This is a genomic window from Corynebacterium sp. H78, assembly GCF_037572275.1.
In the GTDB taxonomy this organism is placed as follows: domain Bacteria; phylum Actinomycetota; class Actinomycetes; order Mycobacteriales; family Mycobacteriaceae; genus Corynebacterium.
The window spans coordinates 984,243-1,004,362 of record NZ_JBBHKX010000002.1 but is presented as its reverse complement, the minus strand read 5'-3'; the positions used below and the strand labels follow the sequence as shown (position 1 = coordinate 1,004,362).

The following is a 20,120-nucleotide window of genomic DNA, read 5'->3' as shown; positions in this document are numbered from 1 at the left end:
TACTTGTTTACAAAGATGAGGCGAACGCGCGACTGGATGCCGCGCGTCAGGTCTAGGATTCGAGAACTTCCACGCCTGGAAGAGTCTTGCCCTCGAGGAACTCGAGCGAAGCACCACCACCGGTGGAGATGTGGCTGAAGCCGTCCTCATCCAAACCAAGAGTACGTACTGCAGCAGCAGAATCGCCACCACCGACGACGGAGAAGCAGCCCTTAGCAGTTGCGTCGATGATCGACTGAGCTACGACGCGAGTGCCTTCTGCGAAAGCTTCCATCTCGAAGACACCCATTGGGCCATTCCAGAACACAGTCTTGGAGTCTGCGAGCTTCTCACCGAATGCCCTTGCGGACTCTGGTCCGATGTCGAGGCCCATCCAACCTTCTGGGATCGCGTCGACTGCAACAACCTTGTTCTCAGCGTCCGCTGCAAACTTGTCTGCCACCACAACATCGGTTGGTAGAACGATCTGGTCGCCGTAACGATCCAGCAGGTCCTTACAGGTGTCAATCATCTCTTCCTGCAAGAGGGAGCCACCAACGGAGTAGCCCTGTGCTGCGAGGAAGGTGAAGCACATGCCGCCACCGATGACCAGGTAGTCAACCTTTGGCGCGAGTGCCTCGATAACACCGAGCTTGTCAGACACCTTCGAACCGCCGAGAACGACCGCGTATGGCTTCTCTGGGGTCTCTGCAACCTTGCGGAGAACTTCGAGCTCAGCCTGAACCAGGCCACCAGCGTAGTGTGGCAGAGCCTTAGCGACGTCGTACACAGATGCCTGTGCGCGGTGGACGACACCGAAGCCGTCGGATACGAATGCGCCTCCAGGAACGAGTGCAGCAAGTTCGTTTGCGAATTCCGCGCGCTCCGCATCATCCTTGGAAGTCTCGCGAGCATCGAAACGAATGTTCTCGAGCAGCAGGACATCGCCGTCCGTCAGACCGTTTGCGCGCTCGTGGGCATCTTCACCAGAAACGTCGCCAGCCAGGGCAACATAACGATCCAGGCGCTCGGACAGAGCCTCTGCAACTGGTGCCAGCGAAAGTTCAGGCTTGACTTCGCCCTTTGGGCGGCCGAGGTGAGCACACACGACAACCTTTGCTCCGGCCTCCGACAGTGCCTTCAGCGTCGGCACAGAAGCGTCGATGCGACCTGGGTCGGTAATAACGCCGTCCTTCAAAGGAACGTTGAGGTCCGAACGAACGAGAACGTAGCGACCTTCCACACCTTCAGCCAGCAGGTCCTTAACAGTCTTTACAGCCATTATTGAGTTTCCCTTCAATTGGATATGCGACGGGCCGGGGTGCATGCGCGAGGCGCTGCACCCCGGCCCGCAGGGTTTAAGAGGTGTTCAGTAAAGAACAGGTCTACTTAGAGACGCTCACCGACGTAGACGGAGAGGTCGACGAGGCGGTTGGAGTAACCCCACTCGTTGTCGTACCAAGAAACAACCTTGACCTGGTTACCAATGACCTTGGTCAGTGGTGCGTCGAAGATGGAGGAAGCTGGGTCGCCCTCGATGTCCTTGGAAACAATTGGATCCTCGTTGTATACGAGAATGCCCTTCATGTCGCCCTCAGCTGCTGCTTCCTTGATTGCAGCGTTAACTGCGTCGACGGAAACTTCGTTCTTTGCAATGAAGGTGAGGTCGGTGACCGAACCGGTTGGGGTTGGGACGCGAAGTGCGTAGCCGTCCAGTACACCCTTCAGCTGTGGGAGAACCAGAGCAACTGCCTTAGCCGCACCTGTGGAGGTTGGAACGATGTTCAGTGCAGCTGCACGTGCACGACGCAAGTCCTTGTGAGGAGCGTCGATCAGGCGCTGGTCACCGGTGTAAGCGTGAATCGTGGTCATCAAACCGCGCTCGATGCCGAACTTCTCGTCCAGAACCTTGGCCATTGGAGCCAGGCAGTTGGTGGTGCAAGACGCGTTCGAGATGATGTGGTGGTTCTCTGGGTCGTAGTCAGTGTGGTTAACACCAACGACGAAGGTTGCATCTTCGTTCTTAGCTGGAGCAGAGATGATGACCTTCTTGGCACCACCGTCGATGTGAGCCTTCGCAGCCTCAGCATCGGTGAAGAAGCCAGTCGACTCGATGACAATGTCAACGTTCTGCTCGCCCCATGGCAGGTTCTTTGGATCGCGCTCTGCCCATGCGATGATGCGCTTGCCGTTGACGGTGATGGATTCATCGTCGTAGGAAACCTCTGCGTCAAGCTTGCCCATGACCGAGTCGTACTTAAGCAGGTGAGCGAGGGTCTTGTTGTCAGTCAAGTCGTTGACTGCTACGACCTCGATGTCAGCGCCCTGTGCCACGATGGAGCGGAAGAAGTTACGACCAATACGACCGAAACCATTGATACCTACACGAACCGTCACGATTATCTCCTTAGTGGATCGCTTTTCGTTTGCCACTGATGCGTCCAGATTTCGCGCGGATTCAAAACCTTGGTGGACACCCATTAAAAGCGGCGACCGGGGTAAATCCGTGAAACTCAACCATCAGGCTCAATTGAAAAGTTTACGTGTGCTTTGACTACTTCGCAGGGGGATGCAATAGACAAAACCGCGCTTCAGGCATGTTACCTGCATGAATGTAATCCAAGTTTTTATGAATTGATCAAGCTAGGCAGTAAGTGAGGCGCGGTGATGATTCAATTTCCAGCCGATACCAATTACCGAACTGTCGTAAGACTACTGCTCATTTGTAGCTTCCGGAGAGTCAGCAAAAAGTTCATCCGTGACTGCTGAATTGGTATCTGGAATTCCGGTCTCCTGTGCCCTGCGGTCTGCCATAGACAGCAAACGCCGAATACGACCCGCTACGGCATCCTTTGTCATCGGAGGGCTAGCCAGCTGTCCTAGCTCCTCCAGAGATGCCTGACGATGTTCCACACGCAGTTGGCCAGCCGTTACAAGGTGCTCAGGGACATCGTCGCCAAGAATTTCCAACGCTCGCTCTACACGGGCAGCAGCCACAACAGCAGCGCGAGCAGAACGACGGAGATTGGCATCGTCGAAGTTGGCCAACCGGTTAGCAGTGGCACGAACTTCGCGGCGCATCCGCTGTTCTTCCCATTCTAAGCGGGTCGTCTGTGCGCCCATCCTGGTTAGCAATGCCCCAATTGCCTCGCCATCACGGATTACGACGCGATCACCACCACGAGTCTCGCGGCTCTTGGCTTGGATGCCAAGTCGACGAGCACAGCCAACGAGCGCAAGTGCTGCTTCCGGACATGGAGCAGACACTTCCAATGCGGATGAGCGTCCAGGTTCAGTCAATGAACCATGAGCCAGGAAGGCACCACGCCACGCAGCCTCGCAGTCAATGGCGGTGCCGTTGACAACCTTCGGAGGCAATCCACGAACCGGGCGACCAGCTCGGTCAATCAACCCAGATTGACGAGCAACCTGTTCCCCGCCGTCGACAATTCGCACCACGTATCGAGCCGACTTACGCAATCCACCAGGGCTCAGCACGTGCATCTGGGCATCAACGTTGTACAGACTGGAAATAGACGTGCGAAGACGACGAGCGACGGCGCCGGAATCTACCTCTGCTTCAAGAACAATGACACCACCGACAAGGTGCAGGCCCCCAGAAAAGCGGAAAAGTGCTGCTAGTTCTGCAGCCTGAGCACTCTCCTGCGACACCGGAACACGAGCAAGCTCGTCCTTCACCTTTGCCGTTAACGCCATGGGCGCGTTCCTCCTCGCATGAATAGCAAAGCCACACAGTGAGGCCGGTGCGAATCGACTGCAACCGGCCTCAGATTATCCATTAGGTTAAACAGCCTAGCGTGTCATCAATTCAGACAGCGCGTCGGCTAGCTTCGCAGGGTCATGGCGCACGGTCCACGCTCCGTCGCTAGAAACCTCGCGAACGTCGGCGTACACGACTTCCGCGCCTAACGATGACGCTGCACGACTGAGAAATTCCCGCTCAGTCTTACCCGTGACAATGGTTTTATCAACCAGAATGTGGTCGACCGTCAGTTCTGGGGCATGCTGAGCAATCATATGAATATGGCGCTCAACAGAGAAGCCGGCAGTCTCCCCTGGCTCCGCTACGAGATTCAGTACGACGACGCGACGCGCCTTTGTCGTCGTCAATGCTTCCCGCAGTTCTGGCACCTGCAGATGCGGAAGAACGGACGTGAACCAGGAACCTGGCCCGAGTGTCACCAGATCTGCCCGATGAATGGCCTCCAACGCTTCTGGGGTAGCCGCGGGGCTATCCGGAATCAATCGAATTCGCCGAACCTGACCAGGCGTAGTCGCTACAGCGACCTGTCCTCGTACTGGGCGGACGACGCGAGCATCGTCTTCGAGGCCGACCACTTCAGCCTCTATATCCAGCGGAATGGGCGACATCGGCAATACTCGACCTCGTATATTCAGAAGCCTTGCTACCTCGTCAAGCGCAGCGACTTCATCACCCAACACACTGGCAAGCCCAGCGATGAGCAAATTTCCCACCGCATGTCCCGCGAGCGCACCAGTGCCACCAAAGCGATGCTGCAGGGTTTGTTCCCACAAGCGTCCGTGCTCCGTGTCGTCGGCAAGCGCGGCGAGAGCCATACGCAAATCGCCAGGTGGGATCTGCCCTAATTCACGACGCAGCCGACCGGAAGAACCGCCGTCATCAGCAACGGTTACAACAGCGGTGACATGATCGGCGATCCTTCGGACCGCTCTTAATGTGGCGAACAGACCATGCCCACCGCCGAGTGAAGTAATGGCGGTCATCTACGGTACTTCTCCTTTAATCACGGGCAACACTGCCGTCCACCACGTGACGACGCTGCCCCACGGCAGTTATTCCGATACTCCAAGGTTAATCGCGATTGATATCGCGGTGGCTCACGGAACACTGCACACCAGGTAGTTCTGATAAACGCTTGTTAAGTTCTTCGGCCATAGCCACACTGCGGTGATGACCACCGGTACAACCAACAGCCAGCGTCAAAAAGCTCTTGCCTTCCCGACGGTATCCAGGGAGGACAAGACTGACCAAGTCCGTCACGGTACTCAAGAACTTCCCTGCATCTTGCTGACCCAAAACATAGTCTGAGACTGGTTTGTCGATGCCACGTCCACCACGCAGTTCCGGCACCCAATATGGATTGGGCAAAAAGCGAACGTCGAAAAGCAGATCGGCGTCTCGCGGAGCACCATGCTTGAAACCAAATGACTGAATGGTGATCTGTTGGTACCGCGTGTGTGGATCGGCGAACTGCCGCTCCAATTCACGGCGCAGGTCATGCACCGACAAATGGGAAGTATCCACCACAATGTCCGAGTTAGCGCGAATCTGTGCCAACATCTCCCGCTCGGCTTCAATGCCCTGTGACAGCGTGCCATTTTCTTGCAATGGGTGGCGACGTCGCACGGAGTCGTAGCGAGCAATCAGGACATCGTCCGATGCGTCCAAGAAGATCAAATATGGTGAGCGACCCGCTTGCCGCAGATTTTCCAACACCTCACCCAAGTTGCCGGCAAAAGCACGTGAGCGAACATCTGTGACGATGGCTAGTCGTTCAACCGGCGAGTCTGCCTCGAAAGACAACTCGACCATGCGCACGATGAGCTCAGGTGGAAGGTTATCGGCAACATACCAGCCCATTTCCTCCAGAACTGCTGCAGCCGTGTTTCGGCCAGAACCAGACATTCCGGTGATGAGGACCAGTGACGTGTCGGGGTTGGGCACCCCAGCGGAGGCGTTGGTCATATGCCCTACATTACGTGGCTTAACGACGTTGCGTGCGGTTCACCGTAGATCCCTAGGCTCCGTTGGAATTGTCGGGTTTCTCGGGCACGTCCGGGTGCAATGATTCGAAGACCGTCACAGCGAGTTGAGGGCCAAAACCTGGCACCTCCTTGATGTCAACAACGCTGGCGCGCTTCAAAGCGGCGACGGAACCGAAATGCTTCACCAGGTCAGTACGCCGTTGCGGCCCAAGCCCCTTGATCCCGTCTAATACGGAAGAAGTCATGCGCTTCGACCGTTGCTGGCGGTGGTACGAGATTGCAAACCTATGAGCTTCATCACGAATGCGCTGGACTAAGTACATTGCTTCGGAATTTCGGGGCAGAATCACTGGCTCGTCGTCGTCAGGTACCCACAGTTCTTCGAGCCTCTTCGCGATACCAACGAGCGCGACATCCGTGACCCCGAGCTCGTCTAGTACTGCCTGAGCAGCTGCGACCTGCGGTGCGCCACCATCGACGATGAGCAGATTCGGTGGGTATGCGAACTTTCGTTGCGACGCGGACTCCTCCACCACCTCAATGGACTCCTCGACAAACATGTCGTCGGCTTCTTCGGGCACAGCGAGTTTGTCTTCCTTATGCCGGCGGAAGCGACGGCGAACTACCTCGGCAATTGATCCAACGTCATCGCTGCGTCCATCACCAGCTGCTTCTTTGATTCGATAACGACGGTAGTCAGACTTCTTTGGCAGACCGTCTTCGAATACAACTAGGGAGGCGACCACGTCCGTGCCCTGAATGTGGGAAATATCAGTGCATTCGATACGCAATGGTGCGTCATCGAGGAAGAGTGCATCTCGAATCCCCTCCAGCGCCTGGGAACGTGCGGTGAGATCACCGGTGCGCTTCAACTTGTGCTGGGCAAGCTTCTCTTTCGCGTTTCGGGCAACGGTTTCCAGCAGTACTCGCTTGTCACCTCGTTGTGGAACGCGAAGATCGACATGTGCGCCTCGGAGTTCTTCCAGGAACGCCGTCACAGTGTTGCTGTCTGCAGGCTCAGCCTGGACCAGGATCTCTCGTGGCACGACCTGTGCTGCTTCGGTAGCTTCGTCGCCATCGATTTCTGCGTGCTTAGCTGCGTCGCCATAAAACTGCGCAATAAAGTTCGATAGCAACGTTGGCAGTGCTGGATCCGGGCCGTCCTCCGGCAACGGACCAGTTTCCATGTCGCCAGATTTCTCGACGACCCAGCCCCGTTGACCAAAAATCCTTCCTTGGCGCACGTGGAAAATCTGCACTGCCGCTTCCAGCTCATCTGTGTGAAACGCAATGAGATCAGCATCGGTCGCGTCTGAAAACACGACTGATTGCTTTTCCATGACCTTTTCGACAGCGGCGAGATCGTCGCGAAGCCGGGCTGCCTTCTCAAAGTCCAGCTCTTCCGCGGCTTGCATCATGTCGCCTCGGAGTTGTCGCGTCACAGCACCCGTGTTGCCCGACATGAACGAGGTGAAACCCCGGACAATCTCTCGGTGTTCCTTCGCACTGACCCGGCCAACGCACGGTGCAGAACACTTATCGATGTACCCCAGCAAACACGGTCTGCCCAACTGTTGCTGACGATTGAACACCCCTTTGGTGCAGGTCCGGGCTGGAAACACGCGGGTCAATAAGTCCAGAGTTTCGCGGATTGCCCACGCGTGCGAATAGGGTCCGAAGTACCGGACACCTTTACGACGAGGCCCCCGATACAGAAACAACCTCGGATACAGTTCGCCCACGCTGACGGCAAGCATTGGGTACGACTTATCGTCGCGATACATCACGTTGAAGCGCGGGTTGAATCGCTTGATCCACGTGTACTCCAACTGGAGAGCTTCAACTTCAGTTTGGACGACCGTCCAGGACACTTTCGCAGCAGACTGCACCATTTGCCTGGTTCGCGGGTGCAGGCGCGTTAAATCCTGGAAATAGTTAGAGAGACGGGCACGCAGGTTTTTGGCCTTGCCGACGTACAGAACACGGCCATCCTGATCAAGAAAGCGATAGACCCCCGGCTCCACAGGAATGGTGCCAGGGGGTGGTCGATATGTTGCGGGGTCTGCCACTAGTCCTCCGGCATGTACCGTTCTTCAAGGGCGCGGAAGTTCTTCACATCACGGACGACAGTTGCCTGATCGGCTGCCTGTAATGCCAGAACTGGGACAAACTCAAAATCTGGCAACTCCAGTCGTGCCCAACGTGAATCCTCCGGGAAAGACAGGCCGTATACATCGTCCCAGCGGTAGAAACGTGGCGTCAGCAGATTGCGGACTTCAACACCGCGAGAATTAGCGCGGATGCGGGGGCGCAACAGCAAAAGGCACGCAGCAGAAATGATGACGCCAATGGCGGGAAAAGCGAAGCGGTCGATCAATGTCACCTGCGCACCGGTGTCACCGATGTCGACCACGTAGCCCATGAAAATGTGGATTGCCATGACAACTGCAACAGCACCCCACGCCCAAAACTTGAGGATGCGCGAGGTCGCCACAAACTCCCATTGGTCATTGTCGGTCGACTTCTGAGTCGCAGTCACGGTCACAGATCCTCTCCCAGATCAGCTAAGTCTTGGTCTGCCAGGTCACGGAGCAGACTCGCAGTATGCAGCGCAGCGATCATCGCTTCCCTGCCCTTATTCTCCACGGACCCCTCAGCTCCAGAGCGCTCAACAGCCTGCTCATGCGTATTGCACGTCAGCACACCATTGCCTACCGGGGTGTTCTTATCCAAGGCAATGCGGGTCAAGCCCTGCGTCACTGAGTCACACACGTAGTCGAAATGAGGCGTGCCACCCCTGATGACACAACCCAGCGCTACCACAGCGTCGTGATAGGTAGCCAACGATTGCACAACGACTGGAAGCTCTAACGCACCAACGACGGTGACATCGGTGACAATCGCCCCAGCTTCTTCAGCTGCGGCGAGGGCTTCGGAACGGAGCTGCGAGGTGATGTCCTCATTCCAATGTGCCGTAACCAGCCCAACGCTCATTCCTTCTGCGTTTGGGATCTCAATGGGTGGCAAACCTGCACCGCTCACTGCTGTGTCTCCTTTTCGCTTTGCTTCCCAAGGTAGTCGTTCAACCATGGCAATTCATGTCCCATACGCTCGCACTTGGTCATGAGGTAGCGGACATTGTCTTCATGGACCTCCACAGGAACTGCTACTCGACGAGTCATCTCTAGGCCATAACCGCCTAGACCAGCGCGTTTCGTTGGATTGTTCGTGAGCAATGCCATCGACTTGATTCCGAGATCGCGAAGAATTTGGGCACCAGTGCCATACTCGCGCGCATCTGCTGGCAAACCAAGCTCGAGATTCGCATCGACAGTGTCAGCGCCATTATCCTGCAGCTCGTAGGCACGAAGCTTTGGAATGAGACCAATGCCCCTTCCCTCGTGGCCACGCATGTACAAGATCACGCCACGGCCTGCGTCCTGGACCATCTGCATAGACTTGTGGAGTTGTTGTCCACAGTCGCAACGTCGTGAAGCAAACACATCGCCGGTGAGGCACTCGGAATGGACGCGGACCAACACATCCTCGCCATCGTTCGCGGTGACATCGCCGACAACCAACGCCACGTGCTCAATGCCAGTGACCTTGTCTTGGTATCCGTAAGCGCGGAATGCGCCGAACTCCGTGGGCAGCTTGGTTTCTACCACCCGCTCGACAAGGATCTCGTGGCGACGGCGGTACTCGATCATCTGCTCAATGGAAATGAGTGCGAGATCATGTTCGTCGCAGAACCGACGAAGCTCAGGTGAACGAGCCATTTCTGTGGGGTTCTCTTCGGAAACAACCTCACACAGGACGCCAGCAGGTCGCAGTCCCGCGAGTCGGGCAAGGTCGACGGATGCTTCAGTGTGACCTGCGCGAACAAGAACACCGCCGTCACGGGCACGAAGCGGTACGACGTGACCTGGACGCGTGAACTCATGTGGCGTGGAATCTGGCGACGCCAAAAGCCGAATAGTCCTCGCACGATCGGTCGCGCTAATACCGGTGGTGCCTGTATTGGCATCGACCGTAACCGCGTAGGCGGTGCCACGCGCGTCCTCATTCTGAGTCACCATAGGTGGCAGCTCTAGGCGGTCACAATCTTCGCCTGGAAGCGTCGCGCAGATATAGCCTGACGAATAGCGAACCATAAAGGCCACCAGTTCAGGGGTCGCCTTCTCGGCGGCGAAAATGATATCGCCTTCGTTTTCACGGTCTTCATCGTCAATAACGACGACGGCCTTGCCGGCGGCGATATCGGCGATCGCCCTCTCCACTGAGTCGAGTTGAATCACAATCGTTAGCTTATCTAGGTAGTAGTTTCTCGATGTACTTGGCCACCACATCAACCTCTAGATTGACGGTAGCTCCCACTGGCAGCGCCCCAAGGATAGTATCCGCAAGCGTTGTAGGAATGAGAGAAATCTCGAACCAATCCTCGCCGACTGCAGACACAGTCAACGACGTACCGTCGACTGCGATCGAACCCTTTTCGACGACATATCGGTCCAGCTCCTCCGGAAGTGAAACGCGGACAACCTCCCAGTGCTCGCCAGGGGTTCGACTAACAATTGCGCCGGTGCCATCGACATGGCCCTGCACAATATGACCACCAAGTCGACCGTTGGCGGGCATCGCACGCTCCAAATTCACCGGAGAGCCAACCGTCAACTGACCGAGACTTGTTCGGTCCAGAGATTCTTGCATGACATCCGCAGTAAACGACGTGTCATCGAACTCGGCAACAGTCAGGCACACACCATTGACAGCAATGGAATCGCCAAGACCCACACCGTCAAGAACGGTGGCGCAATCAAGAGTCAGCCGGATCGCATCACCTTGGTCCTCGATAACAGCGACTTTTCCCTTTTCTTCCACGATTCCCGTGAACAAAGTGCGTCGTTTCCTTTCCGCTCTTTCAACTACAGCAAGTATGCAGCCTGGTGCTGCCTGCTGGTGCTGCTTTAATGAATAAACCAGGTTGCTTAGTCAACCTCAGGTGCGTACTGCTTTGATGAGGACATCGTCGCCAAGCGTGGACACACTGACCGTTCGGAACCGAGTGATGTCCGTGATGTTGGTGGTCTTGCCGGTGTCAACAACAGCGGTGCCGGCGCCCAACACACTTGGGGCTACGTAGCTTTCGATAGCATCCACGAGTCCTGCGTCAAGGAATGCGCCCGCAAGACGCGGTCCGCCTTCGACGAGAACGTCGATAAGCCCTAGGTCAGCCAGCACATCAACGACCTGTTCCATGTCGCGTGCTCGAATATGACGGAAGTTGTCGCCGAGAATGGCAGCGTCCTCAGGAATTTCGCTGTGTCCGACAACAATTCGTAGTGGCTGATGCTCGTACAACTCACCATTCGGTTTGCGGGCTGTCAACCGCGGGTTATCAGCGAGCACAGTGCCAGTGCCGACGATAATCGCATCTCGACGCGACCGATCCAGATGCACTTCCGTTCGTGCCTTCTCCCCGGTAATCCACTGCGACGAGCCATCGGTTGCCGCTGCCAAACCATCCACAGTGCCCGCAGTTTTCAGCGTGATGTGCGGCCGACGAGTCGCCTGCCAATGCAACCACGGCCGCAACACACCATCAGCGACGTCGGCTGCAAGCACACCACGAACAACCTCAATGCCTTGGTGCTGCAGCCACTCTTCGCCACCTGTTGCCACTGGATTCGGATCCGAAACAGCGAATAAAACTTTCGCGATGCCAGCATCCTTCAACGCCGTCGTACATGGCGGAGTCTTTCCATGGTGATGACACGGCTCCAGCGTGACGACGGCCGTACCCCCTGTAGCGCGAGCGCCCGCCTGGCGGAGCGCCTGAGGCTCGGCATGAGGACCGCCTGCCGGATCAGTAGCAGCGACACCCACGGGGATTCCGGTCGCGTCGAGTACGACGCAACCTACCGCAGGGTTAGGAGATGTCGTTGCTTTGACCCGCTTTGATGCAGCGATAGCAGTGCGCATCGCTTGGTCAATAGACAACGGCGTTGCTGCCGTGAGATCAGTAAAGACAGGCATGACTGAACACTAGGCCTTGCGTGCAGCGGTAGCGAGTGCGCGGAGGTTCTCGATTTCATCGTTAGGAACGGCTGCACCGTAGACCGCAGATCCAGCAACGAACGCATCACAACCGGCTTCAGCAGCAGCTTCGATGGTCTTCGCAGAGATACCGCCGTCAATTTCGATGATGGTATCGATGCCATCGGCATCGATACGCTGGCGAAGTGCGCGTACCTTCTCCAACTGGTCCGGCATGAACGACTGGCCACCAAAGCCAGGCTCGACACTCATGACCAACACCAAGTCAAACTCTGCCAACTTGTCTAACCACGGCTCAATAGGCGTGCCAGGACGCAACGAGATGCCTGCTTTGACTCCGCGCTCCCGCAGATGACGAGCAAGTGCAATGGTGTCTTCGGCGGCTTCCACATGGAAAGTCACACCTGCAGCACCATTATCGATGTAGCCGTCAACCCACTTTTCAGGGTTTTCGATCATTAAATGGACATCAAGTGGCTTATCCGTGACCGTGCCCACCGCTGCCATCACAGGCACACCGAAGGACAGATTAGGGACAAAGTGGCCGTCCATGACGTCGACGTGAATCCAGTCAGCGTTCGACACAGCTTCGATCTCGCGGTCCAGCTTCGCGAAGTTAGCGGAAAGAATTGACGGGGCAATGATCGGGTTGCTCATGCCTTGAGCTTACCCGTTGCAGCTCCGTCCCTAGCGTTAACCCTTCTTGCGCAGAACCGCGAAAAACATTGCGTCCGTGCCGTGACGATGCGGCCACATCTGTACCGATGGACTAGCTCCCACGTCGGTCATCGGAGCAACGAGATCGTGCGCATCGAGCTCTTCGACATTCAACGTGCGGACTGCCTTATCAACGATGCCCCTCGTCTCTCTCAGATGCGGAGAACACGTCGAGTAGACAATGATGCCACCTGGCCGCGTCAACTCCACAGCCTTGGCAAGAAGCTCATTCTGAAGCTTCACCAAACCGGCAATATCCTTGTTTGACTTACGCCACCGAGCTTCAGGGCGACGTCGTAAAGAACCCAAGCCGGAACATGGAGCATCGACCAGAACGCGGTCGTAGCCTGGTTCCATACCAGGGTCGCGACCGTCGGCAACGTGGACCGTGACAGGTAGTCCCTTAGTGGAATTCGACACCAGGGTGGCACGCTTTTCGCTTACCTCAATGGCATCCACAGTTGCGCCATCTATCGCTGCGACGGAACCTAAGTACGCAGCTTTACCGCCCGGACCAGCACAAAGATCCAGCCAGCGACCCGTATCTTGGCCCTCAACTTCAGCCTTGACGACGGCGCGCGCAATCAGCTGCGACCCCTCATCCTGCACCGCAGCGAGGCCGTCTCGAACGGGTTCTAACTGGCCTGGATCGCCGGATTCAATGCGGACACACGTCGGCGACCATGGCCCCTGCTCACCGCCAGTGATGAGCGCGAGCTCCTCCGCGGTGATCTCACCGGGACGAGCGACGAGATGGACAATTGGGCGTTCGTCGTCTGCTGCTAAAGCGCTCGACAACTCTTGAGCCTGAGCGCCAAGCGATTGAGCGAACGTATCGGCAATCCACCGCGGGTGGCTGGTCCTCAACGCGAGATAGCCAACCGGATCCTGTTGTGGATCTGGGCCGATCTTCTGTAGCCACTCCTGCTCCGTATGCCGGGATACATTGCGCAAAATTGCGTTGACGAAACCCTTGGCACCCGGCGAACTAACAATTGCAGCTGCCTTGACTGATGTATCGACAGCAGCATGTGCACCCACACGGGTACGAAGAAGCTGATAGGCCCCCAGACGAAGGACATCGAGCAACGGAGGGTCGATGTCTTCCAACGGGCGCGTGGATGCAGCTGCAAGAATCTGATCGAGAAGGCCTTCAGCACGAAGCGTGCCGTACGTGATTTCAGTAGCGAATGCTGCATCACGGCCGGATAGCTTGTGCTTGCGCAGCAATTTCGGCAGGAGCAAGTTGCCGAACGCGCCCTGCGAGCGGACTTCGCTCAAAACGTCCAGTGCAATCTTGCGGGGAAGATCAATGCGATTCTGACCATTGTTGTGACTGCTTCGCTGGCCACCGCCACGGCGGGCACCCTGATTGCGCCCACCGTGGTCCCCGCTGCCTCGCTGACCACGACGCTGACCATCCGAATTGCGTCGCCTATTGCCCCGTGACTTTCCTTCTTCAGCCATCTAGCCCAAGACCTTTCCCGTTGGGTTTGCGCCACGCGCCCAATCAATAGCATTCATCATCTTCTTGCCAAATGGCTGCGCGCGCACCAGCTCTACCGCAGTGTTTCCACCCGCGCCAACGAGCACCCGCTTCTTTTCTACGTACAACTCACCGGGTGCAAGCTGCTTCTCGACGTCGCTATCAGCAACGTTGGCTAGACGGAGCTCACCTACCTTGAAACGCTCGTCGTCAAGCAGAGTCCAGGCACCAGGCGCTGGCGTGTGGGCGCGCACCGCACGGTCGATGATGTGGGCAGGAAGAGTCCAATCGATCCGGGCATCTGCGGGGTGAATCTTGGCGGCGTAACTCACTCCATCTGCAGGTTGAACTTCAGGGCGGAGCGTGCCGGCTGCGAGGCCGTCCATCGTGGCGCACAAAAGGTCGGCACCGGAGTAAGCGAGCCGAGTAAGCAGATCATCGGCTGTATCAGTTGGCTTGATCACTTCAGTGACTTTGCCGAGGACAGGGCCAGTATCGAGACCTTCATCGATGCGGAACGTGGAGGCACCGGTGATGTCATCGCCAGCGGCGATTGCCGCTTGAACTGGTGCTGCGCCACGCCATGCTGGGAGCAGCGAAAAGTGCAGATTAACCCAACCGTGAGCGGGCAACTCGAGTAGGTCTTTCGGAACGAGATTGCCGTAGGCAACAACCGGAATACAGTCAGGAGCAAGTTCAGAGAGTCGCTCGCGAGCCGACTCGTCGCGCAGATTCTCCGGTGTAAGCACCTCGATACCGTGCTTGACTGCAATTTCTTTCACTGGAGATGGGCGCAGCGTACGCTTCCGCCCGAAAGGGGCATCGGGGCGGGTCAATACCGCAACGACCTCATGGTCAGGGTGCGCAATCAGTGCTTCCAGAGCTGGAACTGCCGGCTGTGGTGTGCCCGCGAAAATCAACCGCATTAAAACCACTCCTGCTGACGAAGCTGCTTCATAGCTGACTTGCGCTCTTCCTTATCGAGGCGCTTCAAGAACAACACGCCGTCCAAGTGATCCGTCTCGTGCTGAATACACCGGGACAGCAGGCCTTCACCTTCTACTGCCACTGGAACGCCTTTGCAATCCTGACCGGTAACCCGCACCTTGGCAAAACGAGTGGCCTTTGCATTGACGCCGGGAATGGAGAGGCACCCTTCCTCTTCGAACAGAGTGTCTTCGCCGATAGCTTCCCACTCGGGGTTCACAATGTGCCCACGGACACCTTCGCAGTCGTAGACGAATACGCGCTGGAGCACTCCGACCTGGTTGGCGGCGAGGCCGACCCCGCCTTGCTCATCCATGGTGTCCAACATGTCGTTCACCAATGTTTCCAATGTGTGGTCAAAATCTGTGACCTCATCTGCACGAGATACCAAGACGGGATCTCCAAACAAGCGAACACTGCGAACGGTCATGTGGCTACACCAACTCCTCTACCTAACTTCTAGAGTTTCATCGTATCCCAGCAGCTATCCGAAACGAACTGGGTCAACGATCACCCGCACAGGTGTTGGCTCCTTGTTTGTGGCTCGAACGCTTTGTGCTTCCCGCAACCGAGCGCCCAACTCTGCAGCTTGGGATCGTTGCACCCGTACTAGCAGCCGACGAATCGGCGTTCCTGGCTCAACACCTGCTGGAGGACGCATAGTCGCTGGCAGCTCAACTGGGCCCAGCAGCTCTGCCCCTTCCGGAGCACGGAAATCAGCCGCGAACCGATCGATCGCCCGCGCGGTGCCGTCGATAGCCGCCATCGATGTCGCTGGTGGCAACCCAGCGGCTGCCCTATCTGCAAGTTCACGTTCCGCAGCGGCGACAATATTCCAGCCCAGCAAGTCATGCACCACGGGAACCGCCGCGTCCGCATCGATGATGACATGTCCGCCGTCAACCCCAGGCCGAGTTAAGGCTACGGCTTTTGCCCAGGTCGCCAGCGCGTCTTCGTCGGCACGCAGATCCTGATGTCCCAGCGTCACCCAGGTATCCAGAATCAACGTGGTTCCGTACCCTCCCTCAACGTGAGGTTCAGCACCCGGCGTTGCGACGACGATCCGTCCACCAGTGGGAATCTCCGTCACAATGTGATCGCCCGACGACATCACAACAGGAAAAGGACGAAATGCGAGTCCCATCTCTTCAGCCGTGCGATCGGTTCCGAGAATCGTAGGCCTGATGCGCGGTGAACCGCACTCGTGACAACGATGATGGACATCGATGCGGCCACACCAACGGCACGTTGGTGGAGCGGGTTCATCAGGATTCTTACTTGTCGGAATACCGAGCGGGCCATTGCAGTGACGGCACCGTGCGGGCGTGCCACAGCGTTGGCAGGACAGCGTGGGCATGTAGCCCTTGCGTGGAACTTGCACGAGCACCGGTAGGTCAGCGCGCAGTGCCGCGCGGGCATGTCGAAATGCTGCAGCAGGAAGTCGGGACCGAGACATGTTTTCTGGATCAGCAATCGAATCTGACGACGCGATCATCACAGGCATGCGTTGTTCCAAAGCTTCCGTGGTTGCGACTAAATTGTGCGCCCACCGTGAATCGACCAGTTGCTGCATCTCAGCTGAACGGGTCTGTGATCCCATCAGCAGCGCGCATCCCTCTTGTTGACTACGTGTCACTGCGACCGTGCGGGCATGCACATATGGTGCACGCGGATCGGCGAGGTTATCGTCGGCGTCGTCAAGCACCACTAACAGACGCAGATTGAGCACAGGAGCGAACACCGCAGACCGTGTGCCAATCACGAGTCGGCCCTGGCCATGCAAGATGTCAAGGTAGCGGCGATAGCGAGATTCCGGACCCGTGCCTGCTGCCAGCGTCGTGATTTGACGTGGCGACACGAAGTTGCGCAGCTCTACGTCGAGCTGGTCGATGCGTCGCTGATCGGGCACCACAATCAAGACACCGCCACCTGCACGCGCCACAGAGGCAGCTAACTCAGCGATGCGGAGTGTGGTGTTCTCCCCTGGTGTTGGATGCCAAGCAGCACGCGCCGGCTGCCCGTCAAGTACAGCTGCAATATAGGACTGCGCATACGCGTAGGCATTCCAGGAACTAACATCGATATCTTCGGTAACAAGTGCGCCCAGCTCCTCCCATGTCGGAGGCTCATACGGTTCGTTGTCATTGCTGTGGTGCTTCAGACGTTGCTTCTCTGCACGCGCGTGCCGCGTCGGTACTGCGGACCGGATGATATCCGAACGCACGCCACCGTAATACTGCGCTAGCGTATCGACGAGTCGAGCCAGTTGAGGTGGATAGACAATTTCTGGCGAGATCACGTCTTTCAGCGGTGTCAGCCGGCCCTGGTGAGCTGGCTCCTTCACTCTTTCCAACACGATGCCATTAACGAGCTGGCCATTGAAACGGATCCGAACCCGAACTCCTGGCTGTGCAGCTGCGTCGTGTTCCGGCTTCACCAAGTAGTCGAAAGGCCTGTCCAACTGGGGTAAACCCAACAAAGGCAAAACCCGAGCGACGGGCAACGCGGGGGTTGCTTCATCGGCTCGGGTTTCGTTACTCACGGTGGCCTATCATAGGCCAGCTGCAGCCTTCAGGTCATCAACGCGGTTCAGTCGTTCCCACGGAAGATCAAGATCGGTACGACCAAAGTGACCGTATGCAGCTGTCGCTGCGTAAATAGGACGCTTCAAATCAAGATCACGAATGATGGCTGCTGGACGCAGATCGAATACCTTGTCTACAGCCTGTTCGATGACTTCGGCCGGTACCTTTCCGGTACCGAAAGTCTCGACATACAGGCCAACTGGATTCGCGCGGCCAATGGCGTAAGCAACCTGGATCTCAGCACGGTCAGCGAGGCCAGCGGCAACGATGTTCTTTGCTACCCACCGCATGGCGTAGGCAGCGGAGCGATCCACCTTCGATGGGTCCTTACCGGAGAATGCGCCACCGCCGTGACGAGCCATGCCACCATAGGTGTCCACGATGATCTTGCGTCCCGTCAGACCGGCATCGCCCATCGGTCCACCGACGACGAAGGAACCTGACGGGTTAATGAGCAGTGTCAGCTCACCAGTGACCATGTGTTCCAGGTTGGTTTCCTTGATCACCCACGAAATCACGTGCTCGTGTAGTTGCTGCTTCAGCCAGTCCTGAGTGATGCCTGGATCGTGCTGAGTAGAAATTACGATCGTGTCGATGTACTTCGGGCTGTTATCGACATCGTAAGCAAGCGTCACCTGGGTCTTTCCATCTGGGCGCAAATGCGGGACAATGCCCTCCTTGCGTACCTGTGTCAGTCGACGAGCCAGTCGATGTGCCAGCGCAATGGGCAGTGGCATGAACTCAGGAGTTTCATTCGTCGCATATCCGAACATGAGGCCCTGGTCACCAGCACCAGCGAGGTCTTCTTCTTCGAGCTCGGCTCCTGCGGCATCACGCGCTTCAAGCGACGTCGTTACGCCATCCGAGATTTCAGCGGACTGCTCGCCAATAGATACCGATACGCCACACGTCGTGCCGTCGAAGCCCTTTTCCGACGAGTCGAAGCCGATATCACGCAGTCGCTCGCGGACAATGCGTGGAATATCCACGTAACCTTCCGTCCGAACTTCACCGACAACGTGCACCAGGCCGGTGGTAACGACTGTCTCGACAGCAACGCGGCTATGCGGATCCTCAGTCAGCATTGCGTCCAGGATTGCATCCGAAATGGAGTCGCAAATTTTGTCCGGGTGGCCCTCAGTGACGGACTCACTGGAGAAGAGGCGCAGGTGACGTGCCACGGTACTTCCTTCTATTGCAGCGATAATAACCCTGCTCAGTCTAGACTAAGCGGTTCACTATTGTCACAACGTGGTCCAGCAAATGCGACGCCACTTCATACTTTGTGCCGAAAGGCACATCAACTACTGCACCGGTCGAATCTAACAGCCATCCGACGTTGTCGTCCGAGCCAAATGTCTTGCCTGCGGAAACATCGTTACACAGCAAAACGTCACAGCCCTTCTTTGCCAGCTTGACCTTTGCAAACTCCAGCGGAGTGTGGCTGTCGTCGCCAGTTTCGGCGGCGAAGCCGACCAGGACAGTGGAGGCAGGAATCTCTCCAGCTTCACGACGCTGCACCGTCGTCGCCAAAATATCTGGGTTCTCAATCAGATCAATCCGAGTCAGCGCATCATCGGCACTGCCCTTCTTCATCTTCGAGGTCGCTTCGTTAGCCGGCCGGAAATCAGCGACCGCCGCCGCGAAAATGCACACGTCCGCTTCTGGTGCAGCGTCTGCTACCGCCTTCTCCATCTCGCGAGCTGAACCAATTCGGACCACATTCGCGCCAGCAGGCACCGGCAATTCGTCGGTAGCGCCGGCAATGAGCGTGACATCCGCGCCACGCGCAGCTGCCACTTCAGCAATAGCGTAGCCTTGACGCCCCGACGAATGATTTCCGATAAAGCGCACCGGATCAATCGCCTCGCGGGTACCACCCGCAGTGATTACGACGTGCTTGCCCGCGAGATCCTGTGCAAAAGCCTGTGGTGCACGTGCAGCCAACAACGCCAACTTTGCAATTTGTTCGGGCTCTGGCAAACGTCCGGGACCCGTGTCCTTGCCTGTCAATCGGCCATGTGCCGGTGGTAGCACGATCTTGCCATGGCGACGTAACGTAGCGACGTTATCCTGAGTCGCCGGATGGTTCCACATCTCGGTGTGCATGGCCGGAGCAAAAACTACTGGGCAGGTGGCAACAAGCAACGTTGCAGTCAGCATGTCATTGGCCTGTCCATGCGCCGCTCGAGCCATCAAATCTGCGGTGGCAGGCGCGATGACGATAAGGTCTGCGTCCTGACCGACGCGAACGTGCTGCACTTCGTCCACTGCTTCAAAGACTGTCGTCGCTACGGGGTTGCCTGATAACGCTTCGAATGTCGCAGCGCCCACAAACTTCAGTGCAGATTCCGTTGGCACCACGCGGACGGAATGACCCCGCTCGGTGAAGGCACGTACCAAATGGCAGGCCTTATACGCAGCAATGCCGCCGGCTACACCGACGACAATCTTCAACGAAGTGGAATCATCGGGGTAGCCAGCGGCCATTGTGTTGAGTTCTCCTGTGTACGTACCTGCGGGTTAATTACCCAAGGATA

Annotated in this window: 18 protein-coding genes; all 18 read right to left on the bottom strand. The window is 57.1% G+C overall.

Features of this window, described 5'->3' with window-relative positions:
- Positions 1–52: 52 nt before the first annotated feature.
- The 18 genes from WG934_RS05690 to coaBC all read right to left on the bottom strand — a co-directional run bounded on the left by WG934_RS05690 (position 53) and on the right by coaBC (position 20,070).
- Complete coding sequence (locus tag WG934_RS05690; protein ID WP_339989060.1) at positions 53–1,261, bottom strand: phosphoglycerate kinase; 1,209 nt, start codon at positions 1,259–1,261, stop codon at positions 53–55.
- 107 nt (positions 1,262–1,368) lie between these two features.
- Positions 1,369–2,376, bottom strand: coding sequence for a type I glyceraldehyde-3-phosphate dehydrogenase (gap, locus tag WG934_RS05685; RefSeq protein ID WP_339978415.1), 1,008 nt, complete (start codon positions 2,374–2,376; stop codon positions 1,369–1,371).
- A 315-nt stretch (positions 2,377–2,691) separates the two neighbouring features.
- On the bottom strand, positions 2,692–3,696 hold the full coding sequence (gene whiA / locus WG934_RS05680) for a DNA-binding protein WhiA (protein ID WP_339978413.1): 1,005 nt from the start codon (positions 3,694–3,696) through the stop codon (positions 2,692–2,694).
- Positions 3,697–3,792: 96 nt separating this feature from the next.
- A complete protein-coding gene (locus tag WG934_RS05675; protein WP_339978411.1) occupies positions 3,793–4,746 on the bottom strand; it encodes a gluconeogenesis factor YvcK family protein in 954 nt (317 codons plus the stop codon).
- A gap of 88 nt (positions 4,747–4,834) precedes the next feature.
- Entirely contained in the window at positions 4,835–5,728 is an 894-nt protein-coding gene (gene rapZ, locus WG934_RS05670) for an RNase adapter RapZ (protein ID WP_339978409.1), read from the bottom strand.
- Positions 5,729–5,780: 52 nt separating this feature from the next.
- The gene (gene uvrC / locus WG934_RS05665; RefSeq protein ID WP_339989058.1) at positions 5,781–7,817 is read right to left on the bottom strand and encodes an excinuclease ABC subunit UvrC; all 2,037 of its coding nucleotides are present in this window, start codon (positions 7,815–7,817) and stop codon (positions 5,781–5,783) included.
- A complete protein-coding gene (locus tag WG934_RS05660) occupies positions 7,817–8,287 on the bottom strand; it encodes a PH domain-containing protein (RefSeq protein WP_339978405.1) in 471 nt (156 codons plus the stop codon). The genes uvrC and WG934_RS05660 overlap by 1 nt, the downstream gene beginning before the upstream one ends.
- A gap of 2 nt (positions 8,288–8,289) precedes the next feature.
- The gene (gene ribH, locus WG934_RS05655; RefSeq protein ID WP_339978403.1) at positions 8,290–8,790 is read right to left on the bottom strand and encodes a 6,7-dimethyl-8-ribityllumazine synthase; all 501 of its coding nucleotides are present in this window, start codon (positions 8,788–8,790) and stop codon (positions 8,290–8,292) included.
- Entirely contained in the window at positions 8,787–10,046 is a 1,260-nt protein-coding gene (locus WG934_RS05650; RefSeq protein WP_445228186.1) for a bifunctional 3,4-dihydroxy-2-butanone-4-phosphate synthase/GTP cyclohydrolase II, read from the bottom strand. Before WG934_RS05650 ends, ribH begins: the two co-directional genes overlap by 4 nt.
- 10 nt (positions 10,047–10,056) lie before the next feature.
- Positions 10,057–10,644 carry a riboflavin synthase gene (locus tag WG934_RS05645; protein ID WP_339989056.1) on the bottom strand — a complete coding sequence of 196 codons (588 nt, stop codon included), beginning with the start codon at positions 10,642–10,644 and terminating at the stop codon, positions 10,057–10,059.
- Positions 10,645–10,746: 102 nt separating this feature from the next.
- Positions 10,747–11,784, bottom strand: coding sequence for a bifunctional diaminohydroxyphosphoribosylaminopyrimidine deaminase/5-amino-6-(5-phosphoribosylamino)uracil reductase RibD (gene ribD / locus WG934_RS05640; protein ID WP_339989055.1), 1,038 nt, complete (start codon positions 11,782–11,784; stop codon positions 10,747–10,749).
- A gap of 9 nt (positions 11,785–11,793) precedes the next feature.
- Positions 11,794–12,462, bottom strand: coding sequence for a ribulose-phosphate 3-epimerase (gene rpe / locus WG934_RS05635; RefSeq protein ID WP_339978395.1), 669 nt, complete (start codon positions 12,460–12,462; stop codon positions 11,794–11,796).
- A 36-nt stretch (positions 12,463–12,498) separates the two neighbouring features.
- Positions 12,499–13,989: an RsmB/NOP family class I SAM-dependent RNA methyltransferase gene (locus WG934_RS05630; RefSeq protein WP_339978393.1), complete on the bottom strand. Its 1,491-nt coding sequence runs from the start codon at positions 13,987–13,989 to the stop codon at positions 12,499–12,501.
- A complete protein-coding gene (fmt, locus tag WG934_RS05625; protein WP_339989054.1) occupies positions 13,990–14,934 on the bottom strand; it encodes a methionyl-tRNA formyltransferase in 945 nt (314 codons plus the stop codon).
- On the bottom strand, positions 14,934–15,425 hold the full coding sequence (gene def / locus WG934_RS05620; protein WP_339978389.1) for a peptide deformylase: 492 nt from the start codon (positions 15,423–15,425) through the stop codon (positions 14,934–14,936). The genes fmt and def overlap by 1 nt, the downstream gene beginning before the upstream one ends.
- Before the next feature lie 54 nt (positions 15,426–15,479).
- Positions 15,480–17,537 carry a primosomal protein N' gene (locus WG934_RS05615; protein WP_339989052.1) on the bottom strand — a complete coding sequence of 686 codons (2,058 nt, stop codon included), beginning with the start codon at positions 17,535–17,537 and terminating at the stop codon, positions 15,480–15,482.
- A 9-nt stretch (positions 17,538–17,546) separates the two neighbouring features.
- The gene (gene metK / locus WG934_RS05610; RefSeq protein ID WP_339989050.1) at positions 17,547–18,761 is read right to left on the bottom strand and encodes a methionine adenosyltransferase; all 1,215 of its coding nucleotides are present in this window, start codon (positions 18,759–18,761) and stop codon (positions 17,547–17,549) included.
- Positions 18,762–18,801: 40 nt separating this feature from the next.
- Complete coding sequence (coaBC, locus tag WG934_RS05605) at positions 18,802–20,070, bottom strand: bifunctional phosphopantothenoylcysteine decarboxylase/phosphopantothenate--cysteine ligase CoaBC (protein ID WP_339989048.1); 1,269 nt, start codon at positions 20,068–20,070, stop codon at positions 18,802–18,804.
- Positions 20,071–20,120 lie beyond the last annotated feature (50 nt).

Bases quoted from the DNA above. Each gene is read 5' to 3' on its own strand.
- rpe (WP_339978395.1), bottom strand. From the start codon at position 12,462: ATGAGCAACCCGATCATTGCCCCGTCAATTCTTTCCGCTAACTTCGCG.
- ribD (WP_339989055.1), bottom strand. From the start codon at position 11,784: ATGCCTGTCTTTACTGATCTCACGGCAGCAACGCCGTTGTCTATTGAC.
- fmt (WP_339989054.1), bottom strand. From the start codon at position 14,934: ATGCGGTTGATTTTCGCGGGCACACCACAGCCGGCAGTTCCAGCTCTG.
- coaBC (WP_339989048.1), bottom strand. From the start codon at position 20,070: ATGGCCGCTGGCTACCCCGATGATTCCACTTCGTTGAAGATTGTCGTC.
- whiA (WP_339978413.1), bottom strand. From the start codon at position 3,696: ATGGCGTTAACGGCAAAGGTGAAGGACGAGCTTGCTCGTGTTCCGGTG.
- def (WP_339978389.1), bottom strand. From the start codon at position 15,425: ATGACCGTTCGCAGTGTTCGCTTGTTTGGAGATCCCGTCTTGGTATCT.
- WG934_RS05630 (WP_339978393.1), bottom strand. From the start codon at position 13,989: ATGGCTGAAGAAGGAAAGTCACGGGGCAATAGGCGACGCAATTCGGAT.
- WG934_RS05690 (WP_339989060.1), bottom strand. From the start codon at position 1,261: ATGGCTGTAAAGACTGTTAAGGACCTGCTGGCTGAAGGTGTGGAAGGT.
- WG934_RS05675 (WP_339978411.1), bottom strand. From the start codon at position 4,746: ATGACCGCCATTACTTCACTCGGCGGTGGGCATGGTCTGTTCGCCACA.
- rapZ (WP_339978409.1), bottom strand. From the start codon at position 5,728: ATGACCAACGCCTCCGCTGGGGTGCCCAACCCCGACACGTCACTGGTC.